The organism is Sphingobacterium cavernae, from assembly GCF_008520265.1.
Classification (GTDB): Bacteria; Bacteroidota; Bacteroidia; order Sphingobacteriales; family Sphingobacteriaceae; genus Sphingobacterium; species Sphingobacterium cavernae.
The window spans coordinates 120,391-141,830 of record NZ_VIQM01000087.1 but is presented as its reverse complement, the minus strand read 5'-3'; the positions used below and the strand labels follow the sequence as shown (position 1 = coordinate 141,830).

At 35.4% G+C, this 21,440-nt stretch carries 21 protein-coding genes and 1 tRNA gene; 11 read left to right on the top strand and 11 right to left on the bottom strand.

What is annotated here, in order from left to right; all coding sequences use genetic code 11:
- Nucleotides 1-2: 2 nt before the first annotated feature.
- The 3 genes from FLS47_RS15975 (at nt 3) to FLS47_RS15965 (ending at nt 1,482) form a co-directional block, all read left to right on the top strand.
- A complete protein-coding gene (locus tag FLS47_RS15975; RefSeq protein ID WP_149915328.1) occupies nt 3-257 on the top strand; it encodes a hypothetical protein in 255 nt (84 codons plus the stop codon).
- A 206-nt stretch (nt 258-463) separates the two neighbouring features.
- Nucleotides 464-1,354 (top strand): Ppx/GppA phosphatase family protein, encoded by an 891-nt coding sequence (locus FLS47_RS15970; RefSeq protein ID WP_149915327.1) that lies wholly within the window; start codon nt 464-466, stop codon nt 1,352-1,354.
- Between the two features lie 44 nt (nt 1,355-1,398).
- Nucleotides 1,399-1,482 (top strand) — tRNA-Leu (locus FLS47_RS15965).
- A 45-nt stretch (nt 1,483-1,527) separates the two neighbouring features.
- Here the strand turns inward: FLS47_RS15965 and FLS47_RS15960 are convergent.
- The 9 genes from FLS47_RS15960 to FLS47_RS15920 form a co-directional block, all read right to left on the bottom strand.
- Entirely contained in the window at nt 1,528-2,322 is a 795-nt protein-coding gene (locus FLS47_RS15960) for a (Fe-S)-binding protein (RefSeq protein ID WP_149915326.1), read from the bottom strand.
- A 12-nt stretch (nt 2,323-2,334) separates the two neighbouring features.
- A complete protein-coding gene (locus FLS47_RS15955; RefSeq protein WP_149915325.1) occupies nt 2,335-3,627 on the bottom strand; it encodes a 4Fe-4S dicluster domain-containing protein in 1,293 nt (430 codons plus the stop codon).
- A 149-nt stretch (nt 3,628-3,776) separates the two neighbouring features.
- Nucleotides 3,777-4,310 (bottom strand): OmpH family outer membrane protein, encoded by a 534-nt coding sequence (locus tag FLS47_RS15950; protein ID WP_149915324.1) that lies wholly within the window; start codon nt 4,308-4,310, stop codon nt 3,777-3,779.
- Between the two features lie 77 nt (nt 4,311-4,387).
- Entirely contained in the window at nt 4,388-4,933 is a 546-nt protein-coding gene (locus tag FLS47_RS15945) for an OmpH family outer membrane protein (RefSeq protein WP_149915323.1), read from the bottom strand.
- 56 nt (nt 4,934-4,989) lie between these two features.
- Complete coding sequence (bamA, locus tag FLS47_RS15940; protein ID WP_149915322.1) at nt 4,990-7,566, bottom strand: outer membrane protein assembly factor BamA; 2,577 nt, start codon at nt 7,564-7,566, stop codon at nt 4,990-4,992.
- Between the two features lie 89 nt (nt 7,567-7,655).
- Nucleotides 7,656-8,393 carry an isoprenyl transferase gene (locus tag FLS47_RS15935; protein WP_149915321.1) on the bottom strand — a complete coding sequence of 246 codons (738 nt, stop codon included), beginning with the start codon at nt 8,391-8,393 and terminating at the stop codon, nt 7,656-7,658.
- A 4-nt stretch (nt 8,394-8,397) separates the two neighbouring features.
- Nucleotides 8,398-9,222: a type IX secretion system protein PorG gene (porG, locus tag FLS47_RS15930; RefSeq protein WP_188347459.1), complete on the bottom strand. Its 825-nt coding sequence runs from the start codon at nt 9,220-9,222 to the stop codon at nt 8,398-8,400.
- A gap of 99 nt (nt 9,223-9,321) precedes the next feature.
- A complete protein-coding gene (locus FLS47_RS15925) occupies nt 9,322-10,215 on the bottom strand; it encodes an NAD kinase (RefSeq protein ID WP_149915319.1) in 894 nt (297 codons plus the stop codon).
- A 42-nt stretch (nt 10,216-10,257) separates the two neighbouring features.
- Complete coding sequence (locus tag FLS47_RS15920) at nt 10,258-10,917, bottom strand: CBS domain-containing protein (RefSeq protein ID WP_149915318.1); 660 nt, start codon at nt 10,915-10,917, stop codon at nt 10,258-10,260.
- A 179-nt stretch (nt 10,918-11,096) separates the two neighbouring features.
- On the opposite strand from FLS47_RS15920, the gene FLS47_RS15915 reads away from it, so the two are divergent.
- Complete coding sequence (locus tag FLS47_RS15915) at nt 11,097-11,924, top strand: 1-acyl-sn-glycerol-3-phosphate acyltransferase (RefSeq protein ID WP_149915317.1); 828 nt, start codon at nt 11,097-11,099, stop codon at nt 11,922-11,924.
- Nucleotides 11,925-11,928: 4 nt separating this feature from the next.
- On the top strand, nt 11,929-12,879 hold the full coding sequence (locus tag FLS47_RS15910; RefSeq protein WP_149915316.1) for a GNAT family N-acetyltransferase: 951 nt from the start codon (nt 11,929-11,931) through the stop codon (nt 12,877-12,879).
- 86 nt (nt 12,880-12,965) lie between these two features.
- On the opposite strand, the gene dnaB is transcribed toward FLS47_RS15910, so the two are convergent.
- Nucleotides 12,966-14,558, bottom strand: a complete 1,593-nt coding sequence (gene dnaB, locus FLS47_RS15905) for a replicative DNA helicase (protein WP_149915315.1) — start codon at nt 14,556-14,558, stop codon at nt 12,966-12,968.
- A 410-nt stretch (nt 14,559-14,968) separates the two neighbouring features.
- Between dnaB and ubiE the strand changes: the two genes are divergently transcribed.
- The 5 genes from ubiE to FLS47_RS15880 are packed head-to-tail and all read left to right on the top strand — an operon-like array spanning nt 14,969 to nt 18,223.
- Entirely contained in the window at nt 14,969-15,709 is a 741-nt protein-coding gene (gene ubiE, locus FLS47_RS15900) for a bifunctional demethylmenaquinone methyltransferase/2-methoxy-6-polyprenyl-1,4-benzoquinol methylase UbiE (protein WP_149915314.1), read from the top strand.
- A 53-nt stretch (nt 15,710-15,762) separates the two neighbouring features.
- Nucleotides 15,763-16,545, top strand: coding sequence for a porin family protein (locus tag FLS47_RS15895; RefSeq protein WP_188347458.1), 783 nt, complete (start codon nt 15,763-15,765; stop codon nt 16,543-16,545).
- Between the two features lie 3 nt (nt 16,546-16,548).
- Nucleotides 16,549-17,310, top strand: a complete 762-nt coding sequence (locus FLS47_RS15890; protein ID WP_149915312.1) for an SDR family NAD(P)-dependent oxidoreductase — start codon at nt 16,549-16,551, stop codon at nt 17,308-17,310.
- Nucleotides 17,311-17,317: 7 nt separating this feature from the next.
- On the top strand, nt 17,318-17,767 hold the full coding sequence (locus FLS47_RS15885; RefSeq protein ID WP_149915311.1) for a GatB/YqeY domain-containing protein: 450 nt from the start codon (nt 17,318-17,320) through the stop codon (nt 17,765-17,767).
- 6 nt (nt 17,768-17,773) lie between these two features.
- Nucleotides 17,774-18,223, top strand: coding sequence for a GNAT family N-acetyltransferase (locus tag FLS47_RS15880; RefSeq protein WP_149915310.1), 450 nt, complete (start codon nt 17,774-17,776; stop codon nt 18,221-18,223).
- Between the two features lie 37 nt (nt 18,224-18,260).
- On the opposite strand, the gene FLS47_RS15875 is transcribed toward FLS47_RS15880, so the two are convergent.
- Nucleotides 18,261-20,174, bottom strand: coding sequence for an ABC-F family ATP-binding cassette domain-containing protein (locus FLS47_RS15875; protein ID WP_149915309.1), 1,914 nt, complete (start codon nt 20,172-20,174; stop codon nt 18,261-18,263).
- A 102-nt stretch (nt 20,175-20,276) separates the two neighbouring features.
- Between FLS47_RS15875 and FLS47_RS15870 the strand changes: the two genes are divergently transcribed.
- Complete coding sequence (locus tag FLS47_RS15870) at nt 20,277-21,308, top strand: quinone-dependent dihydroorotate dehydrogenase (RefSeq protein WP_149915308.1); 1,032 nt, start codon at nt 20,277-20,279, stop codon at nt 21,306-21,308.
- The last annotated feature ends 132 nt before the right edge of the window (nt 21,309-21,440 follow it).

Sequence of the window (21,440 nt, the reverse complement as noted above, 5' to 3'; positions counted from 1 at the left end):
TTATGGAAAATACTACAGCACAAAGACAACCGAAAACAACTGATAACAATGCTAATCAAACGCATTACTATGTAACGTTGACTATTGCTATTATTCTTGGTTTATTTGGTGTGTTTGTACGATTCGTGCCAGATGAAGTGAACGCGTTGAATCAATACACATTTTTATTTTCTCTGATAGCTAATATTGCAATTGTGATTGCATCTTTCATCGCATTCAAAGTTGTATTTAAGATCTTAGGTTTCGGCGTAAAATAAAATAGATAATTATTCGAAATATCTTTTCAAGATACTATATGTGAGAGCAGCGAATTATCTTCGCTGCTTTTATTTTTACAGAAATATTATTTTTATTGATTTTATTAGTCCTAAATTTAAGATTAACATTTTGTTTACAATAACTTCACAATACAGGTGTATTTTGTTAACGTAAACACATTTCTTAACTTAATTAAAATAAACTCTTGAGATTCGCAGCTATAGACATAGGTTCCAATGCAGTTCGTTTACTAATTGCAGATATCTTACGAAAAGATAACAAAATATCTTATACAAAAAATACACTATTACGCGTTCCATTGCGATTAGGTGATGATGCATTCGTCGACAAAAAGATTTCGCCAGCCAAATTTGAGGATATGGTGAAGACTATGCGTGCATTTAAGGATTTACTCGATGTCTATAAAGTAACCGATTATATTGCTTGCGCGACTTCGGCTATGCGTGATTCAGAAAATGGTGCTCAAGTGGTAGCTGCATGTAAAGAAGTCGGTATTGATATTAAAATAATTGATGGCGGATTAGAAGCAAAAATTATTTACAATGCTTATTTGAGTGGCATCATGGATAAGGATAAGGTTTACCTTTACATTGATGTAGGTGGTGGTAGTACTGAGATTTCATTATTCGCTAATGGTGAATTGAAAGGATCTCGCTCTTTTAATTTGGGTACAATACGTATTTTGGATAATCAAGATACCCCAGAGACATGGCAAGATATGCGTGTATGGGTCAAAGAAATTACAAAAGGATACAAAGATATCTATGGTATAGGTACAGGCGGAAACATCAATAAACTTTCTCGAATAGCAAATAAAGGTGAAGATAAGCCTTTTAGTTATGCGAAATTGAAAGCTATTTATGATCATTTGAACTCGTATTCTTTAAAAGATCGTATTCACGATTTGGGATTGCGCTCTGACCGTGCTGATGTTATCATACCAGCAGCAGAAATATTTTTGACAATAATGAAGTCAGGTCATTTAAAAAATATTGTAGCTCCCCGTGTCGGTTTAGTGGATGGCATCATTCAACAATTAGTACAAAAAAATTATGCTAAAATATTATCGGCATAGGGCTTGCAAGTATTAAAAAAAGCTATATTTTTGTGCTTACGAACACCTAGGTGGCGAAATTGGTAGACGCACCATCTTGAGGGGGTGGCGCTCGCAAGGGCTTGGCAGTTCGAATCTGCTCCTAGGTACAAAGAACAGAAAGAGGAAAGTCAAAATTTCCTCTTTCTGTTTTTTTACAACTTATTAGCTCGAACGGTAATTTCCGCAATATCCAAAACTTGTATTTCCTGTTCTTTTTCTTTAACCTTGACGCCGTCACGTAGCATCGTCATACAGAATGGACAGGCTGCAGCCACAATAGATGCTTTGCTTTCGATTACATCCTCAATACGTTCTACATTGATATCTTTGTTTCCTGGCTCCGGCTCTTTAAACATTTGTGCACCTCCCGCACCACAGCATAGTCCATTAATTTTGCAACGTTTTAATTCAACTAAATCAGCATCTAACGTTTCTAATACTTTACGGGGAGCCTCGTAAACTTCATTAGCCCGTCCCAGATAACATGGATCGTGGTAAGTTATCTTTTTACCTTTGAATTCATTTCCATCGCTTGGTTTCAATTTCCCATCGTCGATTAACGACTGAATCAATTGCGTATGATGTATTACTTCGTAGTGTCCACCCAGTGAAGGGTATTCATTCTTTAAGGTGTTAAAGCAATGCGGACAAGCTGTAACAATTTTTTTTATTTCATATCCATCAAGAACCTGAATATTCATCATGGCTTGCATTTGGAAGACAAACTCATTCCCAGCGCGTTTGGCAGGATCACCCGAACAACTTTCTTCTGTTCCTAATATTGCATATTTTATGCCTACATGATGCAGGATTTTACATATGTCGCGTGTGATACGCTGCGCGCGTTCGTCAAATGAACCTGCACAGCCCACCCAAAATAATAAATCTGGAGTTTCACCTTCTGCTAACAGCTCGGCTACAGTAGGGATATGTATATTATTTTCCATTTTTCAGCTATTTTAATTTTGAGTCCAATTTGCACGATCCGCTTGTGCGTATTTCCACGGTGCGCCATTGTTTTCGAGATTCCCCAACATATTGTTTATACTTGATGGCGCATGGGATTCTTCCATGATTGCGTATTGACGTAGACCCATGATGATTTCCAAAGGATTAATATTGACCGGACATTGTTCTACGCAAGCATTACAGGTCGTACACGCCCAAATCTCTTCTCTGTTGATATACGTATCAAGTAATGATTTTCCATCTTCTACGAATGATTTATTTTGATCTATATTTTTTCCTACTTCTTCAGATCGATCACGTGTGTCCATCATGATTTTACGAGGTGATAATAATTTACCAGTCATATTTGCAGGACAGGCTGCAGTACATCGTCCACATTCTGTACAAGTGTATGCGTCCAACAGATTCTTCCAAGTTAAGTCTTGTACATCTTTCACTCCGAAACGACTAACTTCTCCAGAAGGCGGGGGTAGGGAAGGATCCAGCATCGCTTTTACTTCAGCCGTTACAGATTCCATATTATTGAATTTACCTTTTAAATCTAAATTCGAAAAGTAAGTATTTGGAAAAGCCAAAATGATATGTAAATGTTTTGATAGTGGCAGATAATTTAAAAATGCTAAGACACCTACGATATGAAACCACCAGCTGAATCTTTCGACAAATATCAAGCTAGAAACATTTTCAGGCAAGAGTCCAACTAAATATTGGCTGATAGGAAAGGAGCCAGCCGCTGTATAATTTTCAGGTTTTAGAAGTTGTAATTTCTGATCTGCCGCATTCATAAAAAGAAAAGCAGTCATCAAAAGTATTTCCGCTATTAAGATGTAGTTCGCATCAGTTTTTGGCCAATTGTTTAATTCTGCTTGATTTAGACGTTTTACTTTTAATACATTTCTTCGGATAAAAAATATGACGCATGAAAGCAATACGGCGAAAGCAAGTATTTCAAAGGAAGCAATTAGGAAATCATAAAATCCACCCAAGAAGGATAAGACGCGGTGCGACCCAAATAGTCCATCAATTACGATTTCTATCATCTCAATATTGATGATACAAAAACCTATGTAAACGAATAAGTGCAATATCGCGGGAATAGGTTTTTTGAACATTTTTTTTTGTCCAAAAGCTACCAATAACATTGTCTTTATTCGTTCCGATGGATTATCAACTCTATTGACTGATTTCCCCAGTCTAATATTTCGATATATCTTACATGCATTTCTATAAAAAAGTAAGAGGGCGGCGATAAATACGATAGCAAATAATAGTTGGCTTATCATAATGTTTATACAGGTTTATAAACAAATATAATAATCTAATTTATATTATGCATGCATAATATAACATTTCGAAGAATTATTAAATGACCATAAAAAAAGGATGACTTAATTCAAGTCATCCTTACTGTTTATTTCAGATTAAATAAATCCTATTTAATACCTAATTTTGTTTTTACATCAGCTGATACATCATCGCCGCCTGCGTAATATACAGCTGCACCAGAACCAATATCAAAGATATAAGCATATCCTTTTTCTTTAGCAACTGCAGTAATTGCATTCATTACTTTTGTTTGAATAGGAGCCATTAATTCTTGCTGTTTTTTACCAACTTCTTCTTGCGCTACTTTTTGTACTTCTTGAATACGAGTTTGCATTTGCTGATATTCTTGACCAATAGTTTGCAATTTTGTTTGAGTTTCCGCTTTATTTGCTTCACTTTGATTCAACATCAAATCATTCGCTTCCTTTTCTTTTGCTTGTAGCAAAGTAACCATATCTTGGATTTCTTTCTGCTTAGCATCACTCAAAACTTTTAATTGATCTGTAGCTGTTTTAAAATCTGCTGTTTGTTGAAATATTTCGTCAGCATTGATATGTCCAATTTTTTGTTGTGCATTTGCAACAGAAGTAGCTGCAAATAAACCCACTAATAATACCGCTCCTTTTAATAAATTTTTCATTCTTTCCATTTTAATCTCAATACTTACAAAAGTAATTTTTCTATACTATTTTTTTATGTTAATAAATCAGTTTTATTTTATTTTTGATTTGCCTGTAGCAATGATGGATTAGGTTTGTAGCCTAATTTTGTGATTACATCATTACTTTTATCTAATGCTGGATTAGAATACAAGAATGTCAATTCACTTCCTTTGTCTACGATAAAATCAAATCCTTGAGCTTTTGCAAAATCTTCTATGGCCTTGGAAATACGAGTTTGAATAGGTTGGAATAATCGCGTTCTTTCTTTTTCCAAATCACCGCCATAGCTGAATTTTTGACGTTGCAAATCTTTGACTTGTTTTTCTTTGTTAACAATCTCATCTTCTCTTCGCTTGCGCATATCTTCACTCAATAGAGAGTGATCATTTTGATAAGCTTTATACAGTTTTTCAATCTCTGTATATTGATTATCGATTTGATCTTGCCACTGTTTTGCTAGATCATCAATTTGTTTTTGTGCTGAAGTGTATTCAGGTACATGTCTTAGGATATATTCAGAGTCTACATAAGCGAAACGTTGCGCAAAAGTAGCGCTGATGCTTACTGTTAGAAATGCTAAAATTGCGAAAATCTTTTTCATATACTAGAAATTATTGTTTTTTATAGGACAGCAATTATACTAAAAAGTTTAATTTATTAAAAACCTCCCATATTTTGAATAATACTGAATGTAAAGTTTTGTCTCCACGCATCAGTACGCATGCCAGGAATAGGATCGAATGCATGTCCATAGTCAATACCAAGCATACCAAAGATAGGTAAGAAGATACGTGCACCTACACCCGCAGAACGACGCATTTTAAATGGATTTACCTCAGAGAATTTATTCCACGTGTTACCTGCTTCTGCAAAAGCTAATGCAAATACGGTTGCTTGATCATTTAACAAGATTGGGTGACGCAATTCTAATTGATACTTCGCATAAATTGGACTACCTGAGTTAATTGCAATATTTTGGTAACCATTACCCGTAGAAGCAGGGATGATTGTACCATTCGCATAACCTCTCATTGCTATGATCTCAGAACCTTGTAAGAAGTCAAAGCCTTGCATACCGTCACCACCTAATTTGAAACGCTCGAATGTTGATGTTTTAGTTCTATCTGTATAATTTCCTAAATATCCGAATTGTGCTTGCGATTTCAAGATTAACTTACCAGCAATTTTCGTGTACCATTGCGAATCAAATTTCCATTTGTGGTATTCTGTCCATTTGTAACGAATTGGATCAGGATCTGTATCGTAATTAATGCTATTCCATGACGAATATGGCGGAGTCAAGGATACTGAAAACTTAATATTTGAACCTGAGGTAGGGTAGATCGGTGCATCTATTGAGTTACGGCTAATTTCTTGCGTAAAATTAATATTGAATGCAGTACCATCCGAAAACAAGAAATAGTTACCATAGTTCTGTAATTTATAACGTTGGAACGATAATGAACTATTAATTTGGAAGTAGTTGTCAGGCCATTGTAGACGCTTACCTAATGAAGCCGTCACACCTGACATCCAAATACGCTGCAAATCTCTATCAGCTACCATCTGCTCTCCTGTGTAATAATTAAAACCACCGTAAGATGAGTTGGATGTGTAGGCACTCAACCCAAAGTAAATTGGTTTTTTACCACCTAACCATGGTTCTGAAAATGAGAAACTATATGATTGGTAACGTTTTCCTGAAGTTTGGCCTCTAATACTTAACTTTTGTCCGTCACCACGAGGAAGTGGTTTCCAAGCTTCTTTTTTGAAGAAATTACTTGTTGAGAAGTTATTAAATGTTAAACCTAATGTACCTATAATCTGTCCAGCACCATAACCACCGGATAACTCCACCTGATCAGAAGGTTTTTCTACTACGTTGAAAACCACATCTGTCGTACCTTCATCGTGATTCATTGTAGAAGAAGGAATATCTGGTGTAATTTTTTGCTCGTCAAACATACCCAATTGCGAAATCTCACGAATACTACGCATGATTAGCTCTCTCGAATATTTCTGTCCTGGCTTGGTGTAAATTGAACGTAATACTACACGGTCATTTGTTACATCATTACCTTTTACGATTACATTATTAATCGTGTATTGTTTGCCTTCAGAAATTTGAATTTCTAGGTCAATTGTATCGTTGTAGATTCTTTTTATTATAGGATTTACATTAAATGTCAGGTAGCCATCATTCTGATATATTGCACTAATATCATCGCTATTACGGGTTGGACCCATCAATTTACTTGTCAATTTCTCTTCAGAATAAACGTTTCCTTTTTCAATTCCTAAAATTATATTCAATACAGAATCCGTGAATTTAGTATTTCCAGACCAATCGATATTTCCAACAAAATATTTAGGTCCTTCATAGATTTCAATATCTATTGCCACTTCATTATTGTCAAATCTGTACACAGAGTCACGAAGAATCTGTGCATCACGAAACCCCTTATCTTGAAGTTTGGCAACTAATTTCTCTTTCGCTTCTGTATATTTATCATCTTTGAATTTACCAGGGCCGAATATTCTAAACCATTTACGTGGTTTTACACCTTTTAAATATTTTGTAAGCTCCTTATTTGTAAAAGTTTCATTTCCTGAGAAGTGTACACTATTAACTTTGATTTTTTTGTTTCTATCTACATCTACAACTACAATTTCGTTGTTAGTCTGGGATGAATCTTTAACAGTTTGGATGTTTATATCTGGATATAAAAATGATTTTTCGCGTAAGAACTTCGCTATAGTATTTCTTGTAGATTGAAGCAAATTGTCGTTTACAATACGCCCTGCGTTTGCATTTAATCTCTTATTGATTTCATCAGTTTGTGATTTACTCAAGCCGCTAATGTCTATGCGTGTCAGACGTGGTCTTTCTTGTACACGAATTTCTAAGAAAATATTTTCTCCCTCAATCCGTGTAGCCCACAATTGTACATCTTCAAAAAGATTTTGAGCCATCAAATCTTTGATTACATTCGATGTAGCCTCGCTAGGAACTTCAATGTATTGACCAATAGATAATTTTGATATTGTAATTAATACATCCGTATCTAGATACTGCGCTCCCTTGACAGTCACTCCAGCAATGACATAATCTTTTGGTTGTAAATAACTAAACTCATCAGGATCCGAAAGATTAATCGGATTTTGTACTTGAGCAAAAGTATTGGACCAAGTGAATATTATAAATGTTAATGTCAGAATGTATAGTTGCTTCATTTAATTCTAATTATGGATGCTAAAGTACATCAATCTGTTGTTAATTTTTGTTAAAAGATAAATTATCGAAAACCCACTTTAAATTACTGTTAAAGTTGTTCGCTGGTCTTTCCAAACCTTCTTTCTCTGTTTTGAAAATCCAAAATTGCACCAAATAAATCTTCTCTTGTGAAATCGGGCCATAGTTTTGGGGAGAACCAAAGTTCTGTATAGGCTAATTGCCAAAGTAAAAAATTACTGATTCGTTGTTCGCCACTTGTGCGAATCATCAAATCCGGATCAGGCGTTCCATCTGTTTGTAAATTTGAACTAAATAAATCATCATTTATATCCTCAACATTAATATCACCAGCAACGACTTTCTTAGCTATTTTCTTAGTAGCTTCGATTATTTCGTTTCTTGAACCATAACTCAAAGCTAGTGTGAGGACACAAGTGGTATTGTTTTTAGTTAGTTCAATAGTATTGGTTAAAGTATTTTGGCAATTGTTAGGCAGACTGTCTAATGAACCGATAGCTTTGACACGTACGCCATTAGTTTGAAATGTAGGCAATTCTTTATTAAGAGAATTAATTAATAATTCCATTAACGCTTGTACTTCTAATTTGGGGCGGTTCCAGTTTTCGGACGAAAAAGCATAGAGTGTAAGATGTTTGACTCCCACTTCAATAGCTCCTTCCAAAACTTCTCGTACAGCAGTTACCCCGTTTTTGTGTCCAAATACTCTCAACTTACCCAATCCTTTTGCCCATCTACCATTACCATCCATGATGATAGCAATATGTTGAGGTAATCTTGACCTATCTATCTTATTCTTCAAGCTCATTCTCTTATCTTTTTATCCAGCTGTAGCAATTAGGGTCAAATATAGTATATGTCAACGTTATGCCTGCTGTCATATATCCATCTTTATTTTTACCGTCACCTCTTGCTAAACCTGCATTACCAGTTAAATTACTTGATGGATCAGCTAAATATATCCAATCATTAGTATCAAACGGGCGTTTTTCATTTTGTGGACCAACCATAATATTCGGAAATGCAATGTCTTGCGGTACAGATGTCGCATAGTACTTGCTTACATTATCCAAATTATCGGTAAATGCAAGTCTATAGCTTATTTCTCCTCCTATAGACCACATGCTATTCAATTTGTATTTAATTCCTAAGCTTAATGGAATAGCAAGATTCCAATTCGTATATAATTGTGAATTGGTTGTTTCATCGTATTCTAATTTCAAAGGTCTTAATTTAACCTTATGCTCATCATAATATATATACGGATCGTGTTTCAATATTGCAATACCTGTAGAAATATAAGGTGTAAACTTCGATTTATTTTTGCTTCTAAAATATGTCCAAAAATTGAAGTTTAGTGCTAATGCTAATTCTGTAATTTGATTTCTGAATTTTAAGTTACGTATTTGTTGTTGACTGTTTTGAAAATCTTGATCACTACCAGATATTAACAGGTGATTTCCACTTAATTTTATCCCCCATGTAGGATCCAAATTATAATTTATAAAAAGCCCTCCTCCAAAATTTTTAATATAAAAATTATTTGAAGTATTAAGGTCTCCCAAATATCCCGTCGCAGCACCATTGATTCCGATTTCATATCGTTGGGCATGCAATTTTAATGAAAAAAAAGACACAAGGGTTAATATGGCTAATTTTAAAAACAAAGTCTTTTAATTTGGTTGTAAAGATAAAATTTTTGGAATAATTGTTATTATATAATGTGTAAAACTCGTCTAATAGTTTCGCACATCAATACCCCAAAGTAATTTTTCACGCAATGTGCCAAAGTAACTGTCATTCTGCAGTCTGATAAGATTTATTTCAAAAGGTGCCTTACGAATCGTTATTTCTATGTCTGTGGATAATGTTTCACTCTTAGAGTCACAACTTAAAATATATTTATCTGTACGGCTTTCAATTTTTAGTTTGAGTGTCATATCTGCTGAAACGACAATCGGACGTACATTCAAATTGTGGGGTGAAATAGGAGTAATCACGAAATTGCCACTTCCGGGCATTATTATCGGGCCACCACAACTCAACGAATAGGCTGTAGAACCTGTTGGTGTCGCTATAATCAATCCATCTGCCCAATAGGAATTCAATAACTCATCATTGATCATCGCATTCACCGTAATCATGGCAGAGGAATCGTATCGGAAAACCGTAATGTCATTTAGTGCGAAGCTATCTTCGCCAAATAATTTCTTTTGGTCACTTTCAACACTCAAAAGTGTTCTCTTTTGGATGGTAAATTGATTATTTAAGATTTTGCTAAGTGCCGATTCGATATTTTCTTTGGGAATATTCGCTAAAAAGCCAAGTCGTCCCAAATTGATCCCTGCAATAGGAATGCCTGAATCGCGAATAACGGAAACTGCTGCTAACATGGTACCATCACCACCAAGGCTTAATAAGAAATCAATATCTTTTGGCAAGTCATGATGTGCTTCAAAAGTTTGCAGGTTTTTAGGACATTTACTTGTGTTCAGTAAGAAATCATAGAATTCTCCGTAAATAACAACCTCTATTTTTTCACTCTCCAAGTAATTGAACAGTGTCTCAATGAATGGCGTAATAGATGTATTAAATACTCTTCCAAATATGGCAATCTTTTGATGTTGCATTCTAGCAAGTTTGATATTCCCTACAAAGGTGCGAAGAATTGCTTATAAATCTAAATAATTCATCAAAAGGTCGTAGCGATCTTGTATATCCGATTGTGCACCACCATCTCTGAAAGTCGCTTTGACTACATAATCGTTGCGCCATAAGGATGCTACTACGGAAGAAATATTTGTTTTATTGACTTTAATAGTCATTTCTAGTTTGGAGCTATCAGGTATCTGATGCACAGTAGTACTTAGAATTGATGTGTTTTCAGCTTCAATAATTCGTGCAACATGAGATAACGCATTGTCTCGAATTCCCAATTCTAAAACGATAATAGCACCTTCATCATTGCCTAATGTAGCATTTAGTGCTACCAACAAACATTGTTTGGTCAACACACCTTGGTACTCGTGATTTTTGTTTAGTATTGGAATGAAGCAATAGTCGAAAGCGACCATACTTTGTAAGGCGTCATAAATGTGTTGATAATCGAATAAATAAACCGAATTGAAAAGTATTTTAATAGATTCCAGCGATGCGAGGGGATTAATTTGGTCCAATAACACATCTTCGGTAATGATCCCATAAAATAAATTGTCCTCTACGACGGCTAATTGTTTGAGGTGATTATCCGTCATTTTATTGAGTGCAAAGTCAATGCTGTCGGATAGTAAAACCTCGTGGTAATCAGTAGATATGTATTGTCCTATAAACATGACTATGCTTTATTAAGTTAGACTTTAATTATTGCAAATCGTTTACTAAATATTCAAAAAAAAAGGATGAAAAGCAAAATTAACGGAATAAATATTGTAAATTATATCCATATTAAAGCATTATTTTTTATTTTTACGCGTCAAGATTTGCAGGAAAAAACCGTGACAAATCGTATCATATGGCTGAAGACAAGAAGAAGTTTATACAGGTAAGAGAGGTAATACGGAAAAAAAGTCCTGGATTAGCGAAGTGGATTCCAAGTCCTTTAGTCAGTTACTTGGAGCGTACTATACATGAAGATGATATCAATGATATTATGTATAGATTTCGCGATTTAAAAGGCTTAGATTTTGTTGATGCGCTGATTAACGATTTGGGTGTAGAAGTCGTGTTGGAAGGGGCAGAAAATATACCTCAAGACGATAGTGTTATTTTTGCATCAAATCATCCTTTGGGAGGTCTAGATGGAATCGCCTTTATGCAGGCTATTGGACGTGTCCGAAGAGATGTGAAATTTTTGGTGAACGATATTCTGATGAATGTAGTTAACTTAGAACCTTTATTTGTAGGGGTCAATAAGATTGGGGGACAAAATAAAAGTGCTGTATCTGCTATAGAAGAAGCTTATGCTGCAGACCACGCTTTATTGGTTTTTCCGGCAGGACTTGTTTCGCGCAAAATAAATGGCCAAATTGTAGATTTGGAATGGAAAAAAAGTTTTATTTCAAAGTCCAAAAAATATAAAAAAGATATAATTCCGGTGTATATAGAAGGAAGAAATTCCAATTTCTTTTACAACCTTTCTAATTGGCGAAATCGATTAGGTATAAAATTTAATTTAGAGATGTTGTATTTGGTTGATGAGTTTTTTGGTCAACGTAATCAGCGGGTCACTATTCGTGTAGGGGAACGTATTCCTTATACGACATTTGATAATTCTAGAAATGAGAAACAGTGGGCTGCAGAAGTAAAGCAGCAGGTATACGAGTTGAAGACGCAGAAATAATTATATGGAAGAAATTATAGCTCCAGTTGAGAGAGATTTGATTAAGGCAGAGTTGACGAGAGAAGCTTTTTTACGTTATACCAATAATGGTAATAATGAAGTATATCTCGTTAATTACCATACAGCGCCTAATATTATGCGTGAAATAGGTCGTTTGCGAGAGGTTACTTTTAGAGCTGCTGGTGGTGGTACGGGGCAACCGTTGGATATAGATGAGAACGACACGTGTACACACAACTATGATCAATTGATCGCTTGGAATCCTGATGATGAAGAAATAATAGCTGGGTATAGGACAATTCGTTGTGATCAATCGGTGGATGAGGAAGGGAATATTCATTTATCTACGTCTCATTATTTTGAGTTTTCGGACGAGTTTAATAAAGATTATTTGCCCTATACGATAGAATTAGGCCGTTCGTGGGTACAACCGCGCTACCAACCTTCTATTGATAACCGTAAAGGTTTGTTTTCATTGGATAATCTTTGGGATGGTCTTGGTGCATTAGTCGTTATCAATCCTGATATAAAATACTTATTTGGAAAAGTAACCATGTATCCACAATTCAACGAAGAAGCACGTGACTTGCTGATGTACTTCATGGAAACTTATTTCCCCGACCGTAAAAATTTAGTAAAGCCATACGAAGAATTGAATATAGGTTATAAAACAGATATTTCTAAATACATTGGTGTGTTTGATGGTCTAAATTACAAAGACGGGTATAAAGTGCTAAACAAACATATCCGTGAATTGGGAGAAAATATTCCGCCTTTGATTAATACGTATATGAATCTTTCGCCGACAATGTTGACTTTTGGAACAGCATTGAACGATGAATTTGGTGAAGTCGAAGAAACAGGGATTTTGATTACTTTGGATGATATTTACCTTCCGAAAAAAGAACGCCACATCAGTACATTTGAACGTGATAGGTTCTTCGTAGAAAAGTAAGATTTAAACTTAAATATATAAATAGCAACAGCCTTTTATCGATGAGATAAAAGGCTGCTTATTTATTATTTTAAAGCTCAACTTTTTTAAAAAGGAGAATCATCAGGCATATCATTCATGCGGGAAGGCATGGTGATGCCACCGCCACCCATGAAATCATCAAATGATGCAGAAGGGGACATGGCAGATCCGCCAAACGGAGAGTCATTACTACTGAATGAATCACCACCACCCATACCACCAAAGTCTTCCTCTAAATCGACGAATTTTACATATTTACCAACGAATTTTAGAGGAACGATGCCTGTTTCACCGTTACGGTGTTTTGCGATAATTACCTCACCAACACCAGCGGTAGAGCGACCTTCTTCATCTTCTGTCAAACCATAATATTCTGGTCGGTATAAGAATAACACCATATCGGCATCCTGCTCAATAGATCCAGATTCACGTAAGTCGGACAGCATTGGACGTTTACTGTTACCTGGACGTGATTCTACAGCACGGCTCAATTGTGATAAGGCTAATACCGGAACATTCAATTCTTTAGCTACAGATTTCAACGCACGTGAAATACTACCAATTTCTTGCTCACGGTTACCACCGCCTTTACCTTCAGATTTACCATGCATTAATTGCAAGTAATCGACGATAACCATTTGTATATCATGTTGCGCTTTGAGGCGACGACATTTTGCACGAAATTCAAAAACGTTTAGTGCAGGGGTATCATCAATAATTAACGGTGCTTCCGTCAACCGGCCAATTCGCGAATGTAATTGTTGCCATTCGTGATCCGCCAAGTTTCCTTTCTTTAATTTTTCTTGTTCAATTTCAGTTTCACCAGCTATTAGACGATTTACCAATTGAACAGAAGACATCTCTAATGAGAAAACAACAACAGGTCGCTGGTGATCAACAGCAGCATTACGAGCTACAGAAAGTACGAATGCTGTTTTACCCATCGCAGGACGAGCAGCGATAATAACCAAATCAGAAGGTTGCCATCCCGAAGTCATTCTATCTAGCGCCGTCAATCCTGACGGAATACCTGTTAGTCCATCTGTACGGTCGCGCAATAATTCAAGATTATTGATAGCCTCACGCATAATATCATCCATTTTGCGTGAATCTCTTCTTAGGTTATTTTGTGCAATGTCAAACAGACTTTTTTCAGCGTGGTCTAATAAATCGAAGATGTCCGAAGTCTCATCATACGAAGAATTAATAATTTCTGTAGAAACTTTGATTAACTCACGTTGAATATATTTTTGTGAAATAATACGTGCGTGGTATTCAATATTAGCTGCAGAAACAACTCTATCTGTTAGCTGCGTAATATAATACGCTCCGCCTACCATTTCGAGTGAACCTAATTTACGAAGTTCTGCTGTAACAGTTAAGATGTCAATCGGAGAAGTCTTTTGAAATAAGGAGAAAATAGCTTCAAATATTTTTTGATGCGCTTCTTTGTAAAAAGAATCTGGCTTCAAAATATCGATAACTTCACTCAATGCATTTTTCTCCAACATCAATGCGCCTAGTACTGCTTCTTCCAAATCCACAGCTTGTGGAGGTAGCTTACCAAGACCACTAATCATATTATTTAGACTCGTGCGTTTTTTGTTAAAATTTGCCTTGTTAAAGTTTGTATTTTGACCCGAATATTCTTGTTCCATTATCCCTTAATTTTTTATGTTTTTCAATACTTTTACCCATGTTATTGGACATGTAAAACATCGTTATAACAAAAGTACTAAAAATTGTAAAGCTGAAATTTTATAGTTCTTCACATCTCCATGTTAAGTAAATTTTAGCAATGCTTTAGGCGCTATTAAATAACGAGTTATTATTAACATATATTGTGGATATTGTGTTGATAACAACTGAACACATCTAGTGTTCAAATACTTAATGTTGTGTGGAAAATTCTTCTGCATGTTAATAAGTCAAAAATGGTTGTTGTGTGAATTGCTTGATGATGAACTATGAAGTTAAGTTTTCATAATCAATACTTTAAGAAAAGTTCCTGTCGCGAAGAGTAATTTTTCTTTTTTATACTACATAAAATATATACTATCTTTGCTGTATGTCAAATGAAGCTTCAACACTAAAACCATATAAGTCAAAGGACGGCGGTAAAAAAGAACAAGTCGCAGATATGTTTAACAATATTTCGAAGAAATACGATCTTTTGAATCGTCTGATGACAATGCGTATTGACGTGATATGGCGAAAGAAGGCAATCAAACTTTTACAAGAAATTCATCCGCAACATATATTGGATGTTGCGACGGGTACTGGTGATTTTGCTATTGAATCTATCAAAATCTTAAAACCCAAAAAAATTATTGGTGTCGATATTTCGCAAGGAATGTTAGAAGTTGCTAAAGAGAAAATTGTAAAAAAAGGATTGCAAAATGTATTTGAAGTTCAGTTGGGTGATTCAGAAAGCCTTCAGTTTGAAGATAATTCTTTTGATGCGGTGACTGTAGCATTTGGGGTTCGTAATTTTGAAGATTTGGAAAAGGGATTGTCTGAAATTCACCGCGTATTAAAGCCAGGTGGGAAAGCGATTATTTTAGAATTATCTAACCCTACAGCATTTCCTATTAAGCAGTTTTATAATTTTTACTTTCATAAAATTGTACCTGCATATGGTCGATTGATTTCTAAAGATTCAAGTGCGTATTCTTATTTGCCTGAATCTGTAGCTAAATTTCCTGATGGTGGACGTTTTGCTAAAATAACAGATAAAGTTGGTTTTAGTTCCACGAACGTTCTGCCTCAAACTTTTGGTTTCTGTACAATCTACGAAGCATCAAAATGATCAAATATGGGTACACCATAATTTTATCATTACTGTTATCGATCCATGCATTGATGGCACAAAATCTTATTTCATTTCCATTTAGTGGGTACGATGAAGACGCAACTATTCAAATTGGGTTTCAATACAATTATATAAATCAGAATTATCAATTGAAGTTAAAGGATAATTGGAAACAGTTATTTGAAAACTTAGATTCTGATTCGGAGAGCTTAACATATTTAGGAGAATTAAAATCAATTCAAAGTAGAAGCTCGGCTGGATTTTCAATAGGCTTACCGATGGATTTTCGTTGGAGTGAGAAGCTCTCTATCAATTTTAATCCCTCCTTCAATATTTTAAATTCTAATCAAATTGTCTTTTCTCCAATTGATACAGACAGAAACCCTATTGTACGCAAGTCAAAGCATGTGTTACAAGATCTTCGAGGCGATAATTTCAACTCCTTTGAATTTCCTGTAGCGCTTAAATTTCGTTCAGAAGAAAAAGCGTTTTTTGATTCTGATGCAAAATATAGAGCTTATGTTTTGGGAGGCGTCAGATTGACTCGATGGGTAGGACTTATAAAGCAATATAATGATTTAAGATTGGAGTCTAAAAATAATAGGCAAGTACCTGAAGGAATTATTTTACGTCCAGAATATATGTCATGGGAGGCTGGAGTTGGGTTTGATATCTTTTTATCTTTCTTTAAAGTTTCTCCCGAGATTAGATTTAGTCAAAGCATAAATAATATATTGAGTAATAATCATCTTTTATCTGCTGAAAACAAATTTATGGCGCCAATAGATCGCGGTCTTGTTCGCAATATCTATTTTAGCCTCATATTTCAATAAAAAATGAGAACAGTTTTAATTACTGGCGCAAGTTCAGGTATCGGTGCTTCCTGTGCGCATGTATTAGCGAAAGAGGGAAATTATAGATTGATTCTTTGTGCACGCCGTGAAGATAGGTTGGTACAATTAAAAAACGAGTTACAAGAATCTATTTCAGGTTTGGAAGTGTATACTTTTGTGTTGGATGTACGAAACAGAGAAGATGTCCTAAATTCTATACATAATCTTCCTGCCGAATGGAAAAATATTGATATATTAATCAATAATGCGGGATTAAGTCAAGGATTGGATGCTTTGCAAGATGGAGATTTGGACGATTGGGATCGCATGATCGATACAAATGTAAAGGGACTTCTTTACGTCACAAAAGCAGTTACTCCTTTTTTGAAACTTAGTAACAGTGCACATATTGTAAATATTGGTTCAATTGCTGGTAAGGAAGTCTATCCGAATGGAAATGTGTATTGTGCTACGAAGCATGCGGTGGATGCGTTGAATAAAGCGATGCGTATTGATTTGTTACCTTTCGGAATAAAAGTTACGGCAATTAACCCTGGTATGGTTGAGACTGAATTTTCGGAAGTTAGATTTCATGGGGATAAAGAACGGGCAAAAAATGTGTATACTGGCTTAACACCATTGCGTGGAGAGGATATAGCAGAAACAATTGCTTTTGTTTTATCTCGTCCAGCACATGTGAATATAAACGATTTGCTTATCATGCCTACAGCGCAAGCAAATGGAACTATTGTAAACAGAAAATAATTGTATTATGTCATTAGAACAAAAAATAAATCAGGATATCAAAGCAGCGATGATCGCTAAAGATGCCGTGCGTTTGAGAGGATTGCGTGCTGTGAAGGCGGCTATTTTATTAGCAAAAACTGAAAAAGCAGGTGTTGAAGAATTGACAGAAGATGCTGAAATCAAAGTTTTGCAGAAATTAGTAAAACAACGCAAGGAGTCTGGAGAGATTTACAAAACTCAAGGTCGTGAGGATTTGTTTCAAACAGAGTTTGAAGAGCAACAAGTGATTGAAGAATATCTTCCGAAACAATTATCTCGTGAAGAAATTGAAGCGGTTATTAAAAATATTATCACTGAAACTGGCGCTGCCGGCATGAAAGACATGGGTAAAGTAATGGGTGTTGCAAATGCACAATTGGCTGGTAAAGCTGACGGCAAAACTATTTCTGAAATCGTAAAATCTAGTTTAGCTTAATTTCAAATGAGTGTTACTTGGGTAGTTCGTCCTTTTTCAGAATTGTCAAGTTTGGAGTTGTATAAGATATTACAACTTCGTATTAATGTATTCATGTTGGAACAAGAATGTTTGTACCCGGAATGTGATAACAAAGATTTGAAAGGAAAGCATTTGATGGGAATTTTGGATGGAGAAGTCGTAGCTTATGCACGCTTACTTCCGCCTAATGTATCCTACGCAGATGCGTCGATTGGTCGTGTAGTAGTGAATCCAGCTGCACGTCATTTGAAATTGGGGACAGAGCTTATGTTGCAAGCCATTTCAGCCATACGAAAAGATTTTCCAACAGAAGCCATCCGCATTAGCGCGCAAGCACATTTACAGGGGTTTTATGAAAACGTAGGTTTTGTACGTGTGAGCGAAGAGCCTTATCTCGAAGATAATATTCCTCATGTAGAAATGGTGTTAACATAGAAAATGAAGGCTTTACAATTTGTAAAGCCTTTATATTTTATCCCTCCAGTTCCATTATCTCTTCTGCTAATGCTTCCCAGTTTTGTTGTAACTGATCAAATTCAGCTTTGGCAGAATTGTAATTTCTTGTTGCTTCTTGTAATTTGACTGCATCTGAATAAACTTCTTCGGAAGACAAATGTGCTTCTAATTTTTTGACCTCTTCATCTTTGATCGCAATTTGCTCTTCCAGTTGGGCTAGTTCTTTATTCTTCTTTAGTAATATTCTTTTGGTGTCGTCAGAAGGTGCTTGTTTTTGTTTTTTAGGCTCTTCTTTGACTATTTTTTTCTCTTCTTTAACTTCCGGTTTTATGACACGTTTAGCATTCCATTCTTCATACTCTTGGTATGTTCCAGGATATTCTTTGATTTCTTTATTTTCGATAAACCAAATTTTGTTAGCTACATTGTCTAAGAAATAACGGTCGTGAGAAACAACAATAAAAGTACCCTCATATTGTTGTAGCGCCTGAATCAAAATGTTTACGGAAGCCATATCCAAGTGGTTAGTAGGCTCATCGAGTACCAAGAAATTTGCGTCTGCTGTTAAAGCTTTCGCTAAAGCAACACGTGATTTTTCACCTCCTGATAGCACTTTAATCTTTTTGAAAGCATCATCTCCTGTAAATAGGAAGCAACCCAAAATCGAACGTAATTCTGTTTCGGTATGTTTTGGGGCAAAGGCTTGCATTTCGGCAATGATAGAGTTTTCTAAATGCAAAGCCTCCAATTGATGCTGTGCAAAGAAAGTTTGGGAAACATTGTGTCCTTTGATAGCCGTGCCTTCGAAGTTTTTGTCATTATCAGCAACAATTCGTAATAAGGTAGATTTACCCTTACCGTTGGCGCCGATTAAAGCAATTTTATCGCCTTTTTCGATGAGTGCATTGGTATTGCGCAAGATCTCCAAATTTGGGTAAGACTTGGAAATATTTTCTAAAGTGACCACATGGCGACCCGAAGGTTTAGAAAATTTAAAGCTGAAATTTACTTCCGGATTATCGTCATCCACATCGTCTACACGATCCATGCGCTCCAAAGCTTTGATGCGCGATTGCGCCATTTTTGCTTTCGATGCTTTTGCACGGAACCGCTCAATTAATCGTTCTTCTTGCTTAATTTTAGCTTGCTGATTTTTGAATTGCCCTGCTTGTATTTCATTACGCATCGCTTTTTCTTCCAAATAGAAGCTGTAATTACCAGCATACAAAGTCAATTTTCCTTTGCGAGACTCTACTGTTTTTTTGATAATTCTATCCAAGAAATACCTATCGTGTGATACAATTACAATTGCACCTTCAAAAGCTTGTAAGTAATTTTCCAACCATTTGATAGAAGGTAAATCCATGTGGTTTGTCGGCTCATCCAATAATAAAATATCAGGTGCTTGCAAAAGAATTCGCGCCAACATCACACGCATACGCCATCCTCCAGAGAAAGTAGCCAATGGTCTTCTTTGTTCATCTTCCGAAAAACCAAGACCTGCTAATATCTCATGCGCACGAAATTCAATATTGTAACCATCTAATGCTTCAAACTCTGATTGTTTATCACTAAGCTTGTTCAGAATATCATCCGAATAGTCTGTTTCTAATTTCTTAAGTAGATTTTCTATCTCTGTGTGCAGTTGATTTTGGCGCTCAAAAGCCTCCATAGCCACATGTAAAATGCTTTTTTCCGAATGGTAAGACAATAAATCTTGGTTTAGGTAACCAATTTTTAAATCTTTAGCCATTGAAATGGTACCTGAGGTAGGTTTGTATTGTCCGACGATGAGACGTAGTAATGTGGATTTCCCTGTGCCATTAGCACCGATTAATCCTACTTTATCTCCTGGTTTGATGTGCCAGCTTGCTTCGTCGTACAAGGCTCTTGAGCCTATTTCAAATGTTAAATTATTTATTGATATCATTTCGAATGCAAAAGTAGTGATTATTTCTGCTTCTTTTCTACCTTTGTAGCTAAGCAAAAGGAATATATCCTTCGTTTTTTGATTAAAGATTCATATTTGATAATGTACAAACTAATAAAGCCAATTTTCTTTTCGATGGCGCCCGAAAAAGCGCATCATACGGTTACGAATGGATTGAAAACTTTCACTAAAATCTGGGGTTCTAAATCTATTTTGAAATCTTTGTATTCGGTCGAAGATCCGCGATTAGAAAGAGAAGTTTTTGGTTTAAAGTTCAAAAATCCTGTAGGTTTGGCTGCTGGTTTTGACAAAAATGCAGAGTATATCGAAGATATGTCGAATTTTGGTTTTGGTTTTATCGAAATTGGAACAGTCACACCAAAGCCTCAGCCGGGAAATGATAAGCCCCGTATGTTTCGTTTGGTAAATGACGAAGCATTGATTAATCGTATGGGATTCAATAATCAAGGCGCAGATGTTGCTGCAGGACGATTATCTCATCTAAAAAATACGCAAGGTGTCATCATTGGTGGAAATATTGGTAAAAATAAAGTGACGCCAAACGAAGAAGCTGTTAACGATTATATCTATTGTTTCCATGCATTGTATGATTACGTTGATTACTTTGTCGTGAATGTGAGTTCGCCAAATACACCAGGTTTACGTGATTTACAAGAAAAAGGTCCATTGATGCATATCTTGAATACCTTACAAGATTTGAATGCACAGAAGCCTACTGCAAAACCAATATTATTAAAAATTGCACCTGATTTGACTGATTCGCAATTGGATGATATTGTTGATATCGTAACTGAAACTAAAATTGCTGGTTTAATAGCGACAAATACAACAATTTCGAGAGAAGGTTTGCAGTCTGATCCTAATTTGGTGAAGGAAATGGGCGGAGTAAGTGGTAAGCCATTAACAAAACGCTCGACAGAAGTAATTAAATACATTCACCAAAAATCAAATGGAGCTTTTCCAATAATTGGGGTAGGCGGTATTCATACAGCAGAAGATGCGATAGAGAAATTGAATGCTGGTGCTGCTTTAGTACAAGTCTATACAGGTTTTGTTTATGAAGGCCCAGCTTTGATTAGTAATATCTGTAAGGGTATTTTGAAAAATAAATAGACGTTTTAGCAATAAATTGTTAAAATATGTTAATATAAAACTGACATAATTAAGATTGGCATAAGTATTGATTAGTGTTTAGTAATTCATAATTTAGGTTAATAATTGGTTAGTTATAAAATCCTTCAATCT

Excerpts from the sequence above, each read along its gene's own strand:
- FLS47_RS15925 (WP_149915319.1), bottom strand. The coding sequence starts at position 10,215 with ATGCAACATCAAAAGATTGCCATATTTGGAAGAGTATTTAATACATCT.
- FLS47_RS15880 (WP_149915310.1), top strand. The coding sequence starts at position 17,774 with ATGAGTGTTACTTGGGTAGTTCGTCCTTTTTCAGAATTGTCAAGTTTG.
- FLS47_RS15935 (WP_149915321.1), bottom strand. The coding sequence starts at position 8,393 with ATGAGCTTGAAGAATAAGATAGATAGGTCAAGATTACCTCAACATATT.
- bamA (WP_149915322.1), bottom strand. The coding sequence starts at position 7,566 with ATGAAGCAACTATACATTCTGACATTAACATTTATAATATTCACTTGG.
- FLS47_RS15875 (WP_149915309.1), bottom strand. The coding sequence starts at position 20,174 with ATGATATCAATAAATAATTTAACATTTGAAATAGGCTCAAGAGCCTTG.
- FLS47_RS15915 (WP_149915317.1), top strand. The coding sequence starts at position 11,097 with ATGGCTGAAGACAAGAAGAAGTTTATACAGGTAAGAGAGGTAATACGG.
- FLS47_RS15870 (WP_149915308.1), top strand. The coding sequence starts at position 20,277 with ATGTACAAACTAATAAAGCCAATTTTCTTTTCGATGGCGCCCGAAAAA.
- FLS47_RS15945 (WP_149915323.1), bottom strand. The coding sequence starts at position 4,933 with ATGAAAAAGATTTTCGCAATTTTAGCATTTCTAACAGTAAGCATCAGC.
- ubiE (WP_149915314.1), top strand. The coding sequence starts at position 14,969 with ATGTCAAATGAAGCTTCAACACTAAAACCATATAAGTCAAAGGACGGC.
- FLS47_RS15960 (WP_149915326.1), bottom strand. The coding sequence starts at position 2,322 with ATGGAAAATAATATACATATCCCTACTGTAGCCGAGCTGTTAGCAGAA.
- FLS47_RS15955 (WP_149915325.1), bottom strand. The coding sequence starts at position 3,627 with ATGATAAGCCAACTATTATTTGCTATCGTATTTATCGCCGCCCTCTTA.
- FLS47_RS15920 (WP_149915318.1), bottom strand. The coding sequence starts at position 10,917 with ATGTTTATAGGACAATACATATCTACTGATTACCACGAGGTTTTACTA.
- FLS47_RS15910 (WP_149915316.1), top strand. The coding sequence starts at position 11,929 with ATGGAAGAAATTATAGCTCCAGTTGAGAGAGATTTGATTAAGGCAGAG.
- dnaB (WP_149915315.1), bottom strand. The coding sequence starts at position 14,558 with ATGGAACAAGAATATTCGGGTCAAAATACAAACTTTAACAAGGCAAAT.
- FLS47_RS15895 (WP_188347458.1), top strand. The coding sequence starts at position 15,763 with ATGGCACAAAATCTTATTTCATTTCCATTTAGTGGGTACGATGAAGAC.
- FLS47_RS15950 (WP_149915324.1), bottom strand. The coding sequence starts at position 4,310 with ATGAAAAATTTATTAAAAGGAGCGGTATTATTAGTGGGTTTATTTGCA.
- FLS47_RS15885 (WP_149915311.1), top strand. The coding sequence starts at position 17,318 with ATGTCATTAGAACAAAAAATAAATCAGGATATCAAAGCAGCGATGATC.
- FLS47_RS15975 (WP_149915328.1), top strand. The coding sequence starts at position 3 with ATGGAAAATACTACAGCACAAAGACAACCGAAAACAACTGATAACAAT.
- FLS47_RS15890 (WP_149915312.1), top strand. The coding sequence starts at position 16,549 with ATGAGAACAGTTTTAATTACTGGCGCAAGTTCAGGTATCGGTGCTTCC.